Genomic DNA, 14,084 nt, shown 5'->3' with positions numbered 1-14,084 from the left:
GCCGCACGACGTGGTGGCGTCCCTTTATGAGGTCTACGCCCTCATCGACCTCCTCGATCGTGACTCCGATCTGTTCTAAACAAATGGCCTGCTCAGTAAGCAGACGCAGAATCGCAGTTCGGCAATGCTCGACTGCCGCGCCGGACGACTCTGGAAAATCTGCGAGCAGATTCAATTCCTCGCGGGCCATCTTGTACAAGCCAATCGATGATTCGATTGCTGGAAGAAACCCTTGACCATGCTTGGCTGCCAAAAGCGACCTGGCAAGCATCTGACACACCGAGGAAATATCCAAGGGGATGTTTTGCTCGTCGTCGTGAGATTGCAACTTACGGCACTCGGTGTCTTCATCTGGTTGCACTCGCTCTTCAGCAACGTTTACTTCAAGATGATCAACGCGTGACTCCAGATCAGAGAGTCGCTTCGATAGCAGCCCGATCTGATGTTCAAGCCAGACTCTTGCGTGCCTGAAGTGCTCGGGGCAGATTGGCGTTTCCATCGTCCCCTCGCCGTTTTCAGTCTTTCTACGTGATTTGGTCATTACGCTGCCTCCTCATTGATTTCGTCGTTGGAAGACCCAGCATCATGCACCGAAGGCGCGAACCGATCTCGTCGGAGTTGGGCAGCTATTTCTTCAAAACGAAGCGGAATGTCTTCCGGGATTCTGGCATCAAAGTAGTCTTCCGGAGCACTGGCCAGCTCCAAGAGGTAGGGCTTGATGACATCGTCACCAATTCCAACACAGATAAGCCGGACTTGAGCGGCCTTCAGCGCCCCGGCCGCTTCGTCCGCAGCATAAGGATCGGCGGGATGGCCATCGGTAAAGATGATGGCGATCGAGTTGTCGTCTCCGGCCAATAATTCTCGCGCCGAGTCAAAAGCAGCATCCATCGGCGTACCGTACGACGCGTCAAGGCTGTTGATCGCGCCTACTAGTTCATCTCGGTTGTCCGTCACCGGCACCATCAACTCCGAGTCGGACTCGGCTCCATTAGGAAACCGGATCACCGCGACATTCCAGCCGTACGCAAGCGCAGTGTCGACGAAGCCGATCGCCCCGGCCTTGAGCTGCTCGATCTTTTCGCCAGCCATCGACTTGGAAGTGTCCAATAGCAAGGCAACATTCATTTGCCGTTTCGAGTTGTCCGTAAACTCCTCGGAGCGTTCGGCCATCACCAACGGAATTGTCACCGGCTCAACGTTGCGAAGGTTCCTATCCGTCGGTCGTACCGTCATGCGAATATTGCGATTGGCGTCAATCGCGATCACGATAGCGACATAGTGTTTTCCGACCGGCCAATGTTCCATCGACGTCGCCACCGGCTCCAGCGGAACAATTTGCGACGCATCCAGAAGAGTGTCTCTCCCCGGCGCTACTTGGGTCCGCACACCGGTACGCACGGCGGCCGGATGGATGCACAGCGTCTTGTCCGTCCCTCGCGTGTCGACCGAAAACCCGCTATGCTCGACGGCCAGCCCATCAGCAGGGATCAGCTCGCCGGGCTGGATGAGAACGATATTGTTTTCGACGCCAGTTTCGTCCGGCAGCGTAACAACCAGACCTTGCTCCATCGCTTGGTCGGCAGCGTCCTGAAAGAGTGCATGCTCTGCCGCACCAGCCGATATAAGGGTCTCAGATGCGGTAGCCACGATGATTCGTGACGGTTCGCGTCCGACGACCTCCGCCACCACTTCCTGCAAGCCTGGAAGTTTTGACGATCCACCGCAAAGCATGATGTGATCGATGTCTCCAAATCCCAGGCCAGAACCATCAAGCACAGTTCCAATCGCGCGACGCATTCTCTCATTGACTTCGGCCCAAAGCTCATCAGCTCGCTGCTTAGACAGAGAGTAGAGTTTTCTTCCCCTGGGTAGATTTACAGCAACCGAGACGGCACTCTCGGTTGCGCTCCGTTTTCGCTTTGCTTCATCGGCAGCATGCCAGGCTGCCAGCACGGCTGGCCGGTACTTGGGTTTAATCTTTCCGGGAACGAGCCCGCCTTCGCCATCAAAAACATCACCCCACGGAAGCTTGAGCTGGGCAGCAATATCTGTCGCGACAGCCGCCGTATAGTCATGGCCGGCGAGAAAAGCGTCGCCCCGAGCTCGATACAACTGATGCCAGATACCACGCTCATAGCGAAGCACTACGAAGTCGCTTGTTCCCGCCCCAATATCGAGCACCAGGCACTTGTGGTTATTGCTCAAATGAACCGAGGGAACGTGGGACAGATAGCGTCCTGCGGCAACGGGCTCGGCAATAAACCCATCGAACTCTACGACACCCGCTGCAGCGATTGCCGTTTCATACGCGGTGAGCTGCTCGACACCCCACTCGGCGGGTGTCGTGAAGACGATTCCTAGCTGGCTGGACGGCCGATTTCCGCCAAACTGTCGATACTCTCGTAAGTCTGGCCTCGCCGCCAATGTCAGATCAACGAGGTATTTGACAAACTTGGCCGTAATCTCGACCGCCGAGTATTTGCCGCCACAGAACAATTTTTCGTTCGGACGATCACGGATGTACCGCTTGAAATGCATGGCGACGTTGTCGCCAGTGTCATCGAAACTGTTAAAAATGGCGTCGCTTCCGAAGTGCTCGTTGCCGTCGGGGGCCTCGTAAAAGATTGTTGGAATCTGGACCCCGTCAATCGGAGAATCGATGTGTCGCATCTTTGTACCGTCGAATACCGAAACGCTGGCGAAACCGGATCCCAGGTCGATTCCAATTGCCAGGTCCGGACGCTTGCCATCTGTACCCGTTGGGCGTGAGCGCTCGTGCGTTTTCGATTGAATGGCTTCTTCGCTTTTTGGTTGGGACTTCATTGTTGTTCTCTGTACTTTGTGACTTGATTTGAATGGCGAATGAATAAGAGACGGCCTCGCTACGGTTTCACCGGGCGGCCGCGTAAATGGCTAGGCAGCGAAAGGATCAGCACTAAAGTGCCGATCCCAATTGAGGTCGACTTCGTCGATCAATTCCCCGCAACGTGTCTCGGCACATTGCTCGCACCATACGGTCAAGACTCGCTTGTTCCCGGCGTGCTCGGTTTTTGAACTATCGACGGTCATTCGCTGCGCGACTAATTCGCAGTAGGGCTCGTCGACGAGTATCGCCTTGTAGCATTGGTCGCAGTAAGCGACGGTCAGCTGGTCATTTTGGATCGCCTCGGTGGCTGTTCTCGTTGTGCGCATAAAACATCTCCGTGAAAAATCGAAAACGAAATTGGACAAATGGCTTGCTACCCCGCGAGTCACGCCGGAAGCTGGCCAATTACGATTCATCGCGGCGCAGAAAACTGGATAAAGAGCTCCAGCGGCCAAGAATCGGACTCGATCTTCCCTAGGGATTCGCTAGACTTAGAGGTGCTTCCGGTGACGATGAGCATTTAACTCAACGTCACCGCCATCTAGGTCCGCGTTACCCGAGATCCTCGAGTGACTCAAGACCGCCGGGCTCAGTCAGTATTGGCTGGGCCTTTTTTTTGTTGTTGTGTGGTAATGCCTCCGCTTAAAAGGATCTGAGTGGTTACCAAATCTCGAGAATGGCCAGACGTGGCTTAGCTGTGCAGTATGCTCCTCGAGCGTCGAATACATGTTCACCTGGTTCGACCACCGCTTTGCCAAGGCGATCCTTGACTTGCAACTTCAAGAGTGGCCTAAATGGAAACCTTGGTTGCCGAAAATCAACGAACTCCGCCCAAGATGCCGCTAAGTGCAACTGACCGTCGACTTCATACGTGGCTCTCCATGCAGAGCGCTGAACAAACCAATCACTGTTGCATGAGGCAAGTGCATGATTGCTATCCCATGTCCATCCCAAATCTCTGACGACCGACGCGAGCACCTCGCCCATTGCCAGGCAGCCGGTAGCATCCCACGAGTTTCCGCAGCGCAGTATCGACCGTCGCAACCGCCAAGCAAGTCTCGCATAGAGACTCCAACGCATCTCGCGTTGACCATCGTGAAAGACGAATAACTGCGGTGGAAATGGACTGGGATCTGTACTGACCAGAAAGTCCCACTCGGGAAACAGTCGCAGTACCTTTAGTAGAAACCGTGGACCGATGCGCAGATAGAAGAGCGTTGTGCTGACTGACTCGATCCTTCGTGCTTGGGAAGTGTTCCCGTCCGAAGTGTCGATAAAGAAGCAGTCAACGCGGTTTTCAGAAACGCGGTCAAGAAATTGGTCGATGGTTGGATTGTTCGGAAGGCGTCCCGACAGTGGCTCACGAAGTCGCAACGGTTCTCTGAGGCACCGCCATGTCCAGACATTCGAAAACGATTTCTCTCCTACTAGACCCAACCTTTCCTTTTCGTTGCTTCCGCCATCAGCGTCGAGAAAATGCGTGCGTAGAAATCTGCGGGTGTAGCTTTTCAATTCCTTTTGTGACTTCTCGCTACCTGTCACCGCGCCATACATCTGCGCAATGCTCGAGATGGTCAAGAACGGAATTTTCATCCCCAGGGAAACGAGGACGATTCGCGCCAAATCCTCATTATCGGAGATCGCGTCAGCTACGCGATGGAGAAGTTCGACAGAACGACTGGACATAGTAGGCACCGATCCACGAATAAACCTGCGATGTTCCTCGGAGCATACTGGCAAGCCAAGTATTCCGAGAGAAGATCGAATTTACCGTGAAATTGGTCCTACCACTTTTGCTTTGATACCGAAATCCGTCACGGACCGGAAAGCCTAAAGTCGAAGAAGTCAATTTCGAATTCAGAATCCATCACTTACGAGAGACTCGCTGGTCACTACGCCGATTCGGCCGTGCCGGATGATTCTGAGCTTTTGTTACTGAAGTTGGTGTGGTTTCAAAAGTAGAAACACGTTCTTTGGCTTCTCTAGCGTACGCAACTCGATCCAGCGCGTCAAGTTTGCGAAATTGACAAGTCCGTGCTACGTTCCGAATCCATAAACTGTGCTCTCTAAGATCAAGGGTTCGCTGATCGTTCCTGGCCCAACTCCCACGCAATCGCGAGGCTTGCGTGGGTGGGTGTGGTCGTTGTTTGCAAACGGACTTCTTGGGCTGCGCGACGGAAACGACAGCGTTCTTTGGCAAGAATCTCTGTGGTTGTCGCGCATGGCCCCTTCTTTCGAGAGGTTCTCGATTTGAGAAAGAGGTTCACTGCAATTGTGATCCACACCCATCCTCTCAACTCTTCCGACCCATCTGTTGCTCATGTCTACGAACTACGGGGCGCACCGAACCAGTAAAGAAAATGCGCAATCTTCTCGTCACTTACGCAGCCGAGTCGTTCCGGTAGGCTTTCCGTATCGGGGGCAACGACACGGAATCGAACTCGGAACTGACGGAGGCGAGCGAAGCTCGCCTAACAGGGGGACCGAGACGACGCGGCAGCGGCGTCTTGGGGATCGGCCGCCCAGGCCGATCCCGTATGCAAGCCGCCCCAGCGGCTTCATGCGTCTACGAGCACAGCCGCCCCCAGGCGGCTTGCAAACCACGCCACTAGGCGGGATCCGTTCAGGATCCATTTCGGTAAAACTGGTTTCGATGGAAACTCAATATCGGCTGGGAAGCGGAGGATCTCACCGCAGAGGCTGGGGGTGGCCAGTGGGGGTGAATCCGAAGCAGGCGTGGGTGAGCATTCTGACTGGCTTGCGTAAGTCCAGTCGGAATAGCGAGCAACAAGCGACGCGTAGAATCCACCGGAATCGCAACGCTCGGTTGCCCGGTCATTCGACGCAGAAGCGCACAAGGAACGGGTCGTGATAGCGACACGATTTTCTACCGGCCCGCCAATGCGGGCGGAGCGGTGGCGACGCGGCGGGTGAGCGGTGGTGGCGCGGGGAGCGAGCCCGAAGTTGATCTCCCGCCCAATCAAACAAAAGGGCAACTTCCTTGCGGGCAATCAACTGAGGGCGAGCCCGAGATAGCTGCCGAGTGAGCCATGCGCAAATCGTGACAGCCCAACAGGCTGGCAAGATCTGTGCTCAGTGAACGAGTCAATGATCCCCGCGATGTTCCGACTTCCGCCTTCCTACCCACCCTGCTTGCCAAACCTTTACGGCGGGTAAATATGGCCGAAGACAACAACGCTCACTCAGTAACGGAGGCTTCCCAAGATGACCGTTCCCCAAATCCTTGAACAGCTTCGCGGCGAAGAGCGGCGGCTTACCCAACAGTCGGCGGAACTGCAGCAACAGCTTCAAGCAAGCCAAAAGGAGCTCAAGGCCGTGCAGGCTGCGATGAAATCGCTAGGGCTGAAGCCAGCCACGAAAGGGTCAAAGCGAAGGACGATCAATCGAGATGATGTGATTGCCCAGATTGAAGCAGCCTTGTCCCAACGATCCCCGATCGAAGCAGATGAACTCAAGACGCTTGTTAAGACGGCACTCCGTAAGACGGACAAGTCCCTTCACGGATATGAATTACGATTCCGTGAGGCCGTCGGCGGGCTCATCACGACCCCCAATGGCTATCAGCTCCCAAGCAACCAAGACAATTCGACAAGCCACATTGCCTGAACGTCACCACCGGACGTAAACAAACCCGGCCACCGGGTGCCCCCGGTGGCCGGTCGAAACTTCACGGCTTAGATGAAGTCGTCGTCCTCTGCCTGATAAACATTCCTGCGTGGCGCACGCTCCGTCAACTCCTTCCCATTAGCCCGTGCTGGACGGACGCGCAATCCGCCAACCGTCCTGCCACCGAACTCGATATTGTGGTCGACATAGAGCGTTACCTCACCTCGCCACTGTGCAGTGTCTCCCGTCCCAAATATCTTCACAAACCGCTTGATATTCGTAGAGTTGAGCACCATAGGCTTGGAGAATTCGGCGAATCGGGCAATTAGTTTTCGCCGGCTTTCACCGGGTAACTCTTCCGCATAAACGTCAATCACTCGGACAACCTGTGGCTGCAGTACGTCCTCCTTTTTCAGGTAGCTGCCCAGGAATTCCGATGCGTTCGGTGCAGTGGTTTCATCGTAAGTAGTCATAGCGTCTTCCTTCGTAATGGCTCGCCGCTGTGGCAACGAGTGGTGCATTTAATAGTGGGGCCTCAGAAAAAATTTTCCTTCTGAGGACCGAGGTTTCACTCTCTGCTGGGCCTCGGTCCTCTGGAGGAAAGAAGAACAACGAAAACGCCGCCTCGGTGTGGCCGAAGCGCAGCGGGCAACGAGCGTGACAGAATCACTGGTGGCCGCAGGGGTGATTGGGCAGGGATTATGGCAAGCTCGTTGCAAGTGCAGCGACCAGAACGGCGAGGCAGCGTTTTCTCCACAGCCGGGGAGCGAGGGTGCAATGCGAGCGAGCGAGGGGAGCGGCGGGGAAAAATCAGTCTCCCCGAAAGTCCATGCAAAGATTGCCGACGTTGAACGTGATCGAGTCGGCTGCTTCGTGCCAACTTTCGACCAACCTTGACCGGCAACTTGCCGCGTGAATGGCGCCGTTGTGAATGCAGGATACTGCATGAATGTCGTTTTTCTCTTTTCTGCGTGCTGTCGCCCCAGGGTCTGGCGAGGGGCGAACAGACACTTGAAAAGAGGAAAACAGAATGAATTCCGATTCCAATCCCGCTTCAACCTCCGCTACTCCCGAACGAAGTTGCTGTCGATCCGACGTTGAGCCCAAGTTCACTGAGCAATCGGATGACGCAAGGCCACTCGAACAAGCAAATGGCGACGAGCAGCGACTTCGCGAGCTCTACCTCCAGCAGCAACGACGCCTTGCTTGTCCAGGCTGTGGTGAATCCCCATTCCTCGGATGATTCTGATATGAATCCTTGCCGCCGGTATCGGTTCAATATCTGGTCCGGCGGCATCTTTTGGCGTCATTGTTCCTTCCCTTCACCGCCAGCCCCATTCGGCTCCGCAGGCTCCGCCCCGTTCGGTGAGGGCCGACGGTGAAGGGAAGGAAGCAGACGCAAGTCGCGACTGGTGTGCGATGTCGCCCAAAAAGGAAAGTGGTCGGCTTCGCCGGCGGATCTTTCTGTGGGGGCCTTCCGGATCTGCTAAAGAAAGCAGACACAAGTTCGTGACAGATATGCGTTTAAAAAGCAGATTAGATTCGGAGTGTTAGGTCGCCGCGATTCGTTGCTGAGCACGCACTGTCAGAATCGCGTGACATTTCTTGAGCGTTGTGATAGGGATAAAGGCTCTCGCAAAGCTGTTCTCTATCATTCGCTCAAACGAATTGTGTGTTACCTGCCTCTCACATCGGCGCGGAATTGGCAAGCCGCGTGTGTCTGAGAGGCCGGTGGTCTTGATGGTTTTCTAAAACGATTGGAGCCATCTCTTTTCCCACATCCACCGAGGCAGCCGAGCCGTCGAGTGCCGCCGTTCTTGCGGTGCTGGACGTCTCGGCTGCGGTGGCTGAGCAAATTTCAATCAGTTTTCTCGTATCGTGGAGATTTGTGGGATGGCTACACTTACCAAAGCTCACCAAGAACTTTTCAGGCGAAGCCCCGACGAGGCGTTCGCTTCGTTCGATGAGCTCCGGAACCATTGTCAACTGGAGCGTGACTATTCGCAGGATGTTTGGATTCAACCTGGTGAATTTGTACTCTCGCATGACCTCACGGTCTGCGCGGGAGATGACGGCTCCGAATTCGGACTCGTCGACTGGTCGTTTTCCCAGCTCTGCAAGATGGCCGGAGTCAGCAAAGAAACGATCAACCGGCTGACACCCAAGACGGCCAGCCGCGCCCTGGAAGAAACCCTTCCCGGTTCCGGCAAGCCGCTACAGTTCCTGACGACTGCAAACACGGTCCGCAGTGTTCACGGCGCAACTTACACGCGCCTTTGGAACGCCGAACTGCTGGATGTCATCAACGAGTTTGCCAGCGACTTCACGCCACCGCAGACCGCGATGGATGGCGAAAGCACGGGGCTTTACTGTGGCGAGCAAGACTTGTTCGCCTTTCTCATCGACCCGACCGGCTGGGCTGAGATCGACGGGGAAGCCTTCGCCCCAGGCTTTTTTGTCTGGAACAGCGAAGTCGGACGCCGCAGCGTCGGCATCCAAACGTTTTGGTTCCAGCGAATCTGCCAGAACCATATCGTCTGGGACGCAACGGAAGTGGTCGAGTTCAGCCGCAAGCACACGGCGAACGTCCGCGACGCTCTGGATGAGATTCGTCGCATGGTCGAAACGCTCGTGAAGCGAAGAAGCCAGCGCCGTGATTCCTTCGCGGCGGTGATGAAGAAAGCGATGACGGAGCGGCTTGGGAATGATGCCGACGAAGTGGGCAGCGTCCTCTCGGCGGAAAAGATTCCGCGTCAGCTCATCAAGGATGCGATGGAACTGGCCCAGCAGCAGGGTGCGTTCACGATCTTCGCCCTGGTCGACGCGCTGACCAAGCTTTCTCAGCGAACGGTCTATGCCGGTGACCGGACCGAGCTCGATGCCCGGATCGGTCAGCTTCTGGCGCTGGCGGCTTAGCGATGGACCCGCAAGCAACTTGGCATGCCCTGCTGTCCGCATGGACAGAGGGCGATTGGCAAGAGGTATTCGACCTCGCCGAAGCCTTGCTTGACTGGCTGGCGAAGGGCGGCTTTCCGCCCGAAGCCAACGCCGGCCGGAGGATGGGCGCGGATTGGAACCGGGCGGTCGCGATCGCGGCTTGTGAATTCTCGCTCGGCCGTGCCGGCGAAGTACTCAGCGACCCGCAAGGTATCCCGCGATCGGTCCCATTTTCGTTGACATGCGCGAGTTGCAACAACGAAGGACCCAGTTCGTTGGAAACAGCGGTCGCTGCCGGTTGGAAGGGCGTGATCTACACGCCCGCGGGACTTTCCGAGAGCTTTCTCGGCCACTGCCCCGACTGTCAAAAGCGCGAACCCGATTCGGGTTCCGCCGAGTAACGACGCGAATTCGTTTCGCGTTGATGAGTGTTGTTGAAGAAATGTACTTTCAAATCCAAAGGTAAAGTGATGACCAAGCGTTCCCAAACAAAAGCCCGTCCCGTTCACGAAGTTCGAATGGGGCGAATCCGTGCCGCGATCTGGGAAAACGAAACCCAGAACGGTACACGCCACAATGTCACCGTGAGCCGGCTCTACAAGGACGGCGACCAGTGGAAAGACACCTCGAGTTTCGGCCGCGATGACCTGCCGCTTGTCGGCAAGGTCCTCGACCAGGCCCACTCGTGGATCTTTGACGCGGCATCCGGCGGAAACGACAACTCCGACGGAGGTGACAACCCGTTCTAGCTCGGCTTGACTCGCTTCAGCGATTGAGTCGAACGGTGGACCGAGTCCGAGTCGCGCGATCGGTCCGGGTGGCCAGAGGTTTTTCGGATGATTCACGAGACCACCGGCCACCCATCACATGAGAATCAGATCGAACCACACATCGGCTTTGCATTGCAATTGTGTCGCTATCAATGCGGGCGTCAATCGTTCATCCTGAGGTCGTGAAATCCGGGGAAAGACGAATCATACCCCCCAAACTCACGAATCTCTTTTAGGCTGGAGACTCCGCAAATGACCTCACTTAGAGAATTGTCACATATCATTCTCACCATTCCGCCTGGGCGACGCGGTGCAGTTGTGCAGCTTGTGGTCGGCGACCGGGCGGAACAGCTCCAGGACACAACAATCGATCTCGATTCGTTGCGATCCGCGTTTGTCCAGGCATGGCAATCACGATTTGCACAGCCACATCCGGCCCAGCAGCTTCATGATGCTCTATTACCCCCCGTGCCTTTTGCCATCCTTCTGGAGTTCAACAAACTAGACTTGCCGGAAACGGAGCACGAGACCAAAAAAGCCGTTGAGGAACTTCTCGATTTCCTGAAAGTCCAGGATAACCAAAGTGACTCATGTTCTGACGATGCGCGATCTGGCGATGCCCCATCGTCGTTGCAACCAAGCAACAGCCTGTTGTGCATGTCGACAGAACGGGGGCCAAGAACCAGCCGGCTAATGACTGTCGAAGAAATCCGAACCGATTTCGAATGCCGACACGATACGAGAAATTTTTATTTCCGCTATTTGGTAAATGCCCCGTTGTCTCAATCCCCGTTCAACCGGTTCGACCGCATCTTGCTCAGGAGCGGCTTTTACGTTCGCGACATCTGCGAGCCGATCCTTTGTAACCTGGGGGCATTTAGAAAAAGGATGGTGAGACAGGCAAAACGCATAGCAGCTAGTGTAAAACGCGGTTTAGGATGATGGGTCAAAAGAAACGCCGCCGTGAGGCGGCGCAATTTCTTTGTCCCGACGAAGAGGGCCGGCTTATTGCCCCACCGGCCCGATGTTGGCCTACTGCGACTTCACAACGATGTACTTCTGGTCGCCGAGCTGGTATTCGCTTGTCGAAAATTCGGGACCGTCGAGCATTCGTTCCCAGTCAAATTGCAGGCCGGGCACGTTGCTCTGCTCCCAGGCTCGGTATTCGTCGGGCCAGTACAACTCGAACAACTCGAAAGCTGCGTCTTTGCGTACGTCGATGAAGCAGTCGCCGGAGTGAATGAAGAGCAGCTCGTCTTCGATCGTGTCGGGATTCAGATTGGTGATGCATTCCCCTTGGTCGATCATCCAGGCAATCCGGACGTAGCTCTCCGGCTCATCACCGAGCGTCGAGATGAGCCCATCCAAGGCCAAGATCTCACTGGCCGTCACGGCGCTCACCCCGCGAAATACCAACGCCACTCCATCGTGATCGCCATCGGGCCAGAACTCGGCTTCCCCTCTTTCGTCGTGGTCCCAGTCGATCACACCTTGCGCCGGCGTATTCGGGTAAATGGCTGCCATGTGGCGAAAGTTGTAACCTTCGAAACTTCCAAAATCGTGCTCAAGAATTCTCTGTTCCATGTTCCTCCTGTATCTTTGGCTCCCCCAGTGAATCTGGAGGCAGCGTCTGCGTCTGCCTCCTGCCGCTCTGGCGAAGGGCGGGGGTAGCAACTGCAAGGGACTTCTCGAGGGACCCGTCTGCACAAACTGAGCGAATGCGGAGTGCGGAAGATGGGACGGAAGTCCCTTGCGGGCGCGAGGGGCGGAGCCCCTTAGCAAGGGGGCCGGCGTGGTCGAATGCCGTGTTTTTCAGTCTTCGAACATTGCCGTGACGAATGACCGGACGACGTGAGTTGCCCGCGGCGACACGCGTCGAACACAATGGAGACTGCGTGCAATCGCTTCAAGGAGTCTTTGAATTCAGGAGGAAGGATTGCCGTGAACGGAGAATGCTCGGACACCGGCAAAACTCGGTACGCCACAGCCAGGGCCGCCCACGAGGAAATCCAGCAGGTTTACTGGGGAAGGCGGACGAAGGTCCAACCAAGACGTGTTTACTACTGCAAGCGATGCCAGGGTTATCACCTTTCAAGCAAGGGAGACATATGGAATCGGCGCCGCCGTCTCACAGAGTTGCGACAACGCCGTCAGCTCAGCGACACCGAACCCGGAATGGGTTCTCGAGGTCGTGATCAGTGAGGGGAAGTGATCACGGGAAGTGCTTTTCATAACGATAGCGATTGCGACCACAGGGAGGATGCAAGTGACCAAACCGAGCAAGTATTGCTTCGTGGAGCGTCGAGATGGCTTTCGCATCGAAGCGCTAGATCGACCGCCGATCAGTGTCGATCTTTGCGAGACCGGATTTCGCGTGCACGGTCACGCCGCACGCCAACTGACGCTTTTCGATGACATCGCGCAGGACGGTACACCACTTCACGATGAGCCCGAACCACTCGACACGAATTTGATCCAATATCGGCGGCTCGTCGATGTGGTCGCAAAAAGAGTGATGTCGCGATGGAAACCGCCGGATGGAAAGATTGGATTCTGGCGAGTCCAGAAGTGGGCGATCAAGAATACTCGGCAGGCTCTCGGTGGTCGCATTCACGGCCAATGGAAGAGATTGATTGAGCGGACAGATCCAACTGTACTTGCTGTTCAGAAAGCGGTGTTCGCCGTGACGTTTCGCGAAGCTGATTTACTACACAGTCCATTGCTATACCAAGATCGGTACGTCGCCCAGGATATCGTCCGCTATCGGGCTGCGGCAGCACTCGTCCCGATTGTCGAAGATCTATACGACAGCAGACAGCGCCGGGAGGAACGCGAACGCATGCAGCCGATGGAACTCGACCAAGATGACGCACTTCTCGATTACGATGAACCTTCGTATTCCGTTCAGGACATACTGGGTAGTTTATCGAATTGGCAGGGCATGTGTTCGCCGACGGGAACGCGATACCGAAGCCTGAGTCGAACTTTGATGCAGCTACCCGGCGGAGTCCCTTGCAGGCTGCTGTACCATTTGCCAGCGATTCGCTTAGAGCGACCCATTACGAATCGGCTCGAACTCTCGACGTTGCTGCTGTCAAAGGCTGAAACACCTGACGAAGCTGGCTACTTCACCCCTCCGATGCGAGCATTTCACCATGCGACGCACGAACAGATCCGTGATGGGATGCAGCAGTTATCAAACCAGCTGGGGCGACGACTGAACCACAGAAGAACGGCGGATGTGGGGACGTTTGTGCGATACCTGCTCGATTATCCCGAGGACCATCGAGGCGATTTGCCGACACTGGTGCGGAAGTCCATTCGATGGCACAACGCAGCCGGCTGGCACGATCGCCAGGAGTGGGAATTGGAGGTGGAATTGGGAATGGATCGGTCGACACCGACAAGGCAGCCACCCATTCCGCTACCAAACGTGCCCGGAGTTCAGTTCCTATCCAACGTCGGCGATGTCCTTTCTGAAGGTAATCGCATGCAACATTGCATCGGTGGCTATGCTGGCCGGGCCGTGCTGGGGCATTGCTTTCTCTTTCACGTCGATCACGCAGGCGAAAGCGCGTCGGTGGAAATTGACCAGACTGGCCGCATCCGCCAGGCATGTGGCCCAAAGAATCAATCAAACCAGGCGACGAAATACGCCACACGAGTATTAGCGACCTGGGCTGGCGGTTTTCCCAATGCTGGTCGGCGGTATGTGGATTCCTTCATCTGAATCCCAGGGATTTGCAAGGATGATCACTACGGCGTCAAACCTGACCGGTTCAATGCGAGTTCCCCGCAGCTTGTCACTTGTTCCGAATCCGTGCTACGGGTAGTGCATGACAAAGGACGTTTTCACGCGTTACTGAAATCGTCGCGAAAAA

At 55.8% G+C, this 14,084-nt stretch carries 12 protein-coding genes; 6 read left to right on the top strand and 6 right to left on the bottom strand.

Going from position 1 to position 14,084, the window contains the following annotated elements:
- The 4 genes from H1B37_RS24595 to H1B37_RS24580 all read right to left on the bottom strand — a co-directional run.
- The coding region (locus H1B37_RS24595) for a hypothetical protein (protein WP_182869928.1) at positions 1 to 541 on the bottom strand (541 nt) is incomplete at its 3' end.
- On the bottom strand, positions 541 to 2,826 hold the full coding sequence (locus tag H1B37_RS24590; RefSeq protein WP_182869927.1) for an Hsp70 family protein: 2,286 nt from the start codon (positions 2,824 to 2,826) through the stop codon (positions 541 to 543). The genes H1B37_RS24590 and H1B37_RS24595, both read right to left, overlap by 1 nt.
- Positions 2,827 to 2,916: 90 nt before the next feature.
- A complete protein-coding gene (locus tag H1B37_RS24585; RefSeq protein ID WP_182869926.1) occupies positions 2,917 to 3,195 on the bottom strand; it encodes a hypothetical protein in 279 nt (92 codons plus the stop codon).
- 334 nt (positions 3,196 to 3,529) lie between these two features.
- Positions 3,530 to 4,555 (bottom strand): hypothetical protein, encoded by a 1,026-nt coding sequence (locus H1B37_RS24580; protein WP_182869925.1) that lies wholly within the window; start codon positions 4,553 to 4,555, stop codon positions 3,530 to 3,532.
- Between the two features lie 1,539 nt (positions 4,556 to 6,094).
- Here H1B37_RS24580 and H1B37_RS24575 point away from each other — a divergent pair.
- Entirely contained in the window at positions 6,095 to 6,496 is a 402-nt protein-coding gene (locus tag H1B37_RS24575) for a hypothetical protein (protein WP_182869924.1), read from the top strand.
- Positions 6,497 to 6,564: 68 nt separating this feature from the next.
- Here H1B37_RS24575 and H1B37_RS24570 read toward each other — a convergent pair whose 3' ends face one another.
- Positions 6,565 to 6,969, bottom strand: coding sequence for a hypothetical protein (locus H1B37_RS24570; protein WP_182869923.1), 405 nt, complete (start codon positions 6,967 to 6,969; stop codon positions 6,565 to 6,567).
- 1,648 nt (positions 6,970 to 8,617) lie between these two features.
- Here H1B37_RS24570 and H1B37_RS24565 point away from each other — a divergent pair.
- From H1B37_RS24565 to H1B37_RS24550, 4 genes are all read left to right on the top strand, one after another.
- The gene (locus H1B37_RS24565) at positions 8,618 to 9,412 is read left to right on the top strand and encodes a DUF932 domain-containing protein (protein ID WP_286178130.1); all 795 of its coding nucleotides are present in this window, start codon (positions 8,618 to 8,620) and stop codon (positions 9,410 to 9,412) included.
- A gap of 2 nt (positions 9,413 to 9,414) precedes the next feature.
- A complete protein-coding gene (locus H1B37_RS24560; RefSeq protein ID WP_182869921.1) occupies positions 9,415 to 9,834 on the top strand; it encodes a hypothetical protein in 420 nt (139 codons plus the stop codon).
- Positions 9,835 to 9,951: 117 nt separating this feature from the next.
- A complete protein-coding gene (locus H1B37_RS24555) occupies positions 9,952 to 10,182 on the top strand; it encodes a hypothetical protein (protein ID WP_286178129.1) in 231 nt (76 codons plus the stop codon).
- 273 nt (positions 10,183 to 10,455) lie between these two features.
- A complete protein-coding gene (locus tag H1B37_RS24550) occupies positions 10,456 to 11,145 on the top strand; it encodes a hypothetical protein (protein ID WP_182869919.1) in 690 nt (229 codons plus the stop codon).
- Between the two features lie 90 nt (positions 11,146 to 11,235).
- On the opposite strand, the gene H1B37_RS24545 is transcribed toward H1B37_RS24550, so the two are convergent.
- Complete coding sequence (locus H1B37_RS24545) at positions 11,236 to 11,787, bottom strand: hypothetical protein (RefSeq protein ID WP_182869918.1); 552 nt, start codon at positions 11,785 to 11,787, stop codon at positions 11,236 to 11,238.
- 682 nt (positions 11,788 to 12,469) lie between these two features.
- On the opposite strand from H1B37_RS24545, the gene H1B37_RS34535 reads away from it, so the two are divergent.
- Positions 12,470 to 13,933 (top strand): PcfJ domain-containing protein, encoded by a 1,464-nt coding sequence (locus tag H1B37_RS34535; RefSeq protein ID WP_182869917.1) that lies wholly within the window; start codon positions 12,470 to 12,472, stop codon positions 13,931 to 13,933.
- The last annotated feature ends 151 nt before the right edge of the window (positions 13,934 to 14,084 follow it).

The organism is Stieleria mannarensis (assembly GCF_014154935.1).
GTDB classification, from domain to species: Bacteria; Planctomycetota; Planctomycetia; order Pirellulales; family Pirellulaceae; genus Stieleria; species Stieleria mannarensis.
Note: the sequence above shows the minus strand (reverse complement) of the source record. Positions and strands in the feature narration are given on the sequence as shown.

What these genes read in the sequence shown, in the direction of transcription:
- H1B37_RS24590 (WP_182869927.1), bottom strand. Translation starts at nt 2,826, where the DNA reads ATGAAGTCCCAACCAAAAAGCGAAGAAGCCATTCAATCGAAAACGCAC.
- H1B37_RS24585 (WP_182869926.1), bottom strand. Translation starts at nt 3,195, where the DNA reads ATGCGCACAACGAGAACAGCCACCGAGGCGATCCAAAATGACCAGCTG.
- H1B37_RS24580 (WP_182869925.1), bottom strand. Translation starts at nt 4,555, where the DNA reads ATGTCCAGTCGTTCTGTCGAACTTCTCCATCGCGTAGCTGACGCGATC.
- H1B37_RS24575 (WP_182869924.1), top strand. Translation starts at nt 6,095, where the DNA reads ATGACCGTTCCCCAAATCCTTGAACAGCTTCGCGGCGAAGAGCGGCGG.
- H1B37_RS24570 (WP_182869923.1), bottom strand. Translation starts at nt 6,969, where the DNA reads ATGACTACTTACGATGAAACCACTGCACCGAACGCATCGGAATTCCTG.
- H1B37_RS24565 (WP_286178130.1), top strand. Translation starts at nt 8,618, where the DNA reads ATGGCCGGAGTCAGCAAAGAAACGATCAACCGGCTGACACCCAAGACG.
- H1B37_RS24560 (WP_182869921.1), top strand. Translation starts at nt 9,415, where the DNA reads ATGGACCCGCAAGCAACTTGGCATGCCCTGCTGTCCGCATGGACAGAG.
- H1B37_RS24555 (WP_286178129.1), top strand. Translation starts at nt 9,952, where the DNA reads ATGGGGCGAATCCGTGCCGCGATCTGGGAAAACGAAACCCAGAACGGT.
- H1B37_RS24550 (WP_182869919.1), top strand. Translation starts at nt 10,456, where the DNA reads ATGACCTCACTTAGAGAATTGTCACATATCATTCTCACCATTCCGCCT.
- H1B37_RS24545 (WP_182869918.1), bottom strand. Translation starts at nt 11,787, where the DNA reads ATGGAACAGAGAATTCTTGAGCACGATTTTGGAAGTTTCGAAGGTTAC.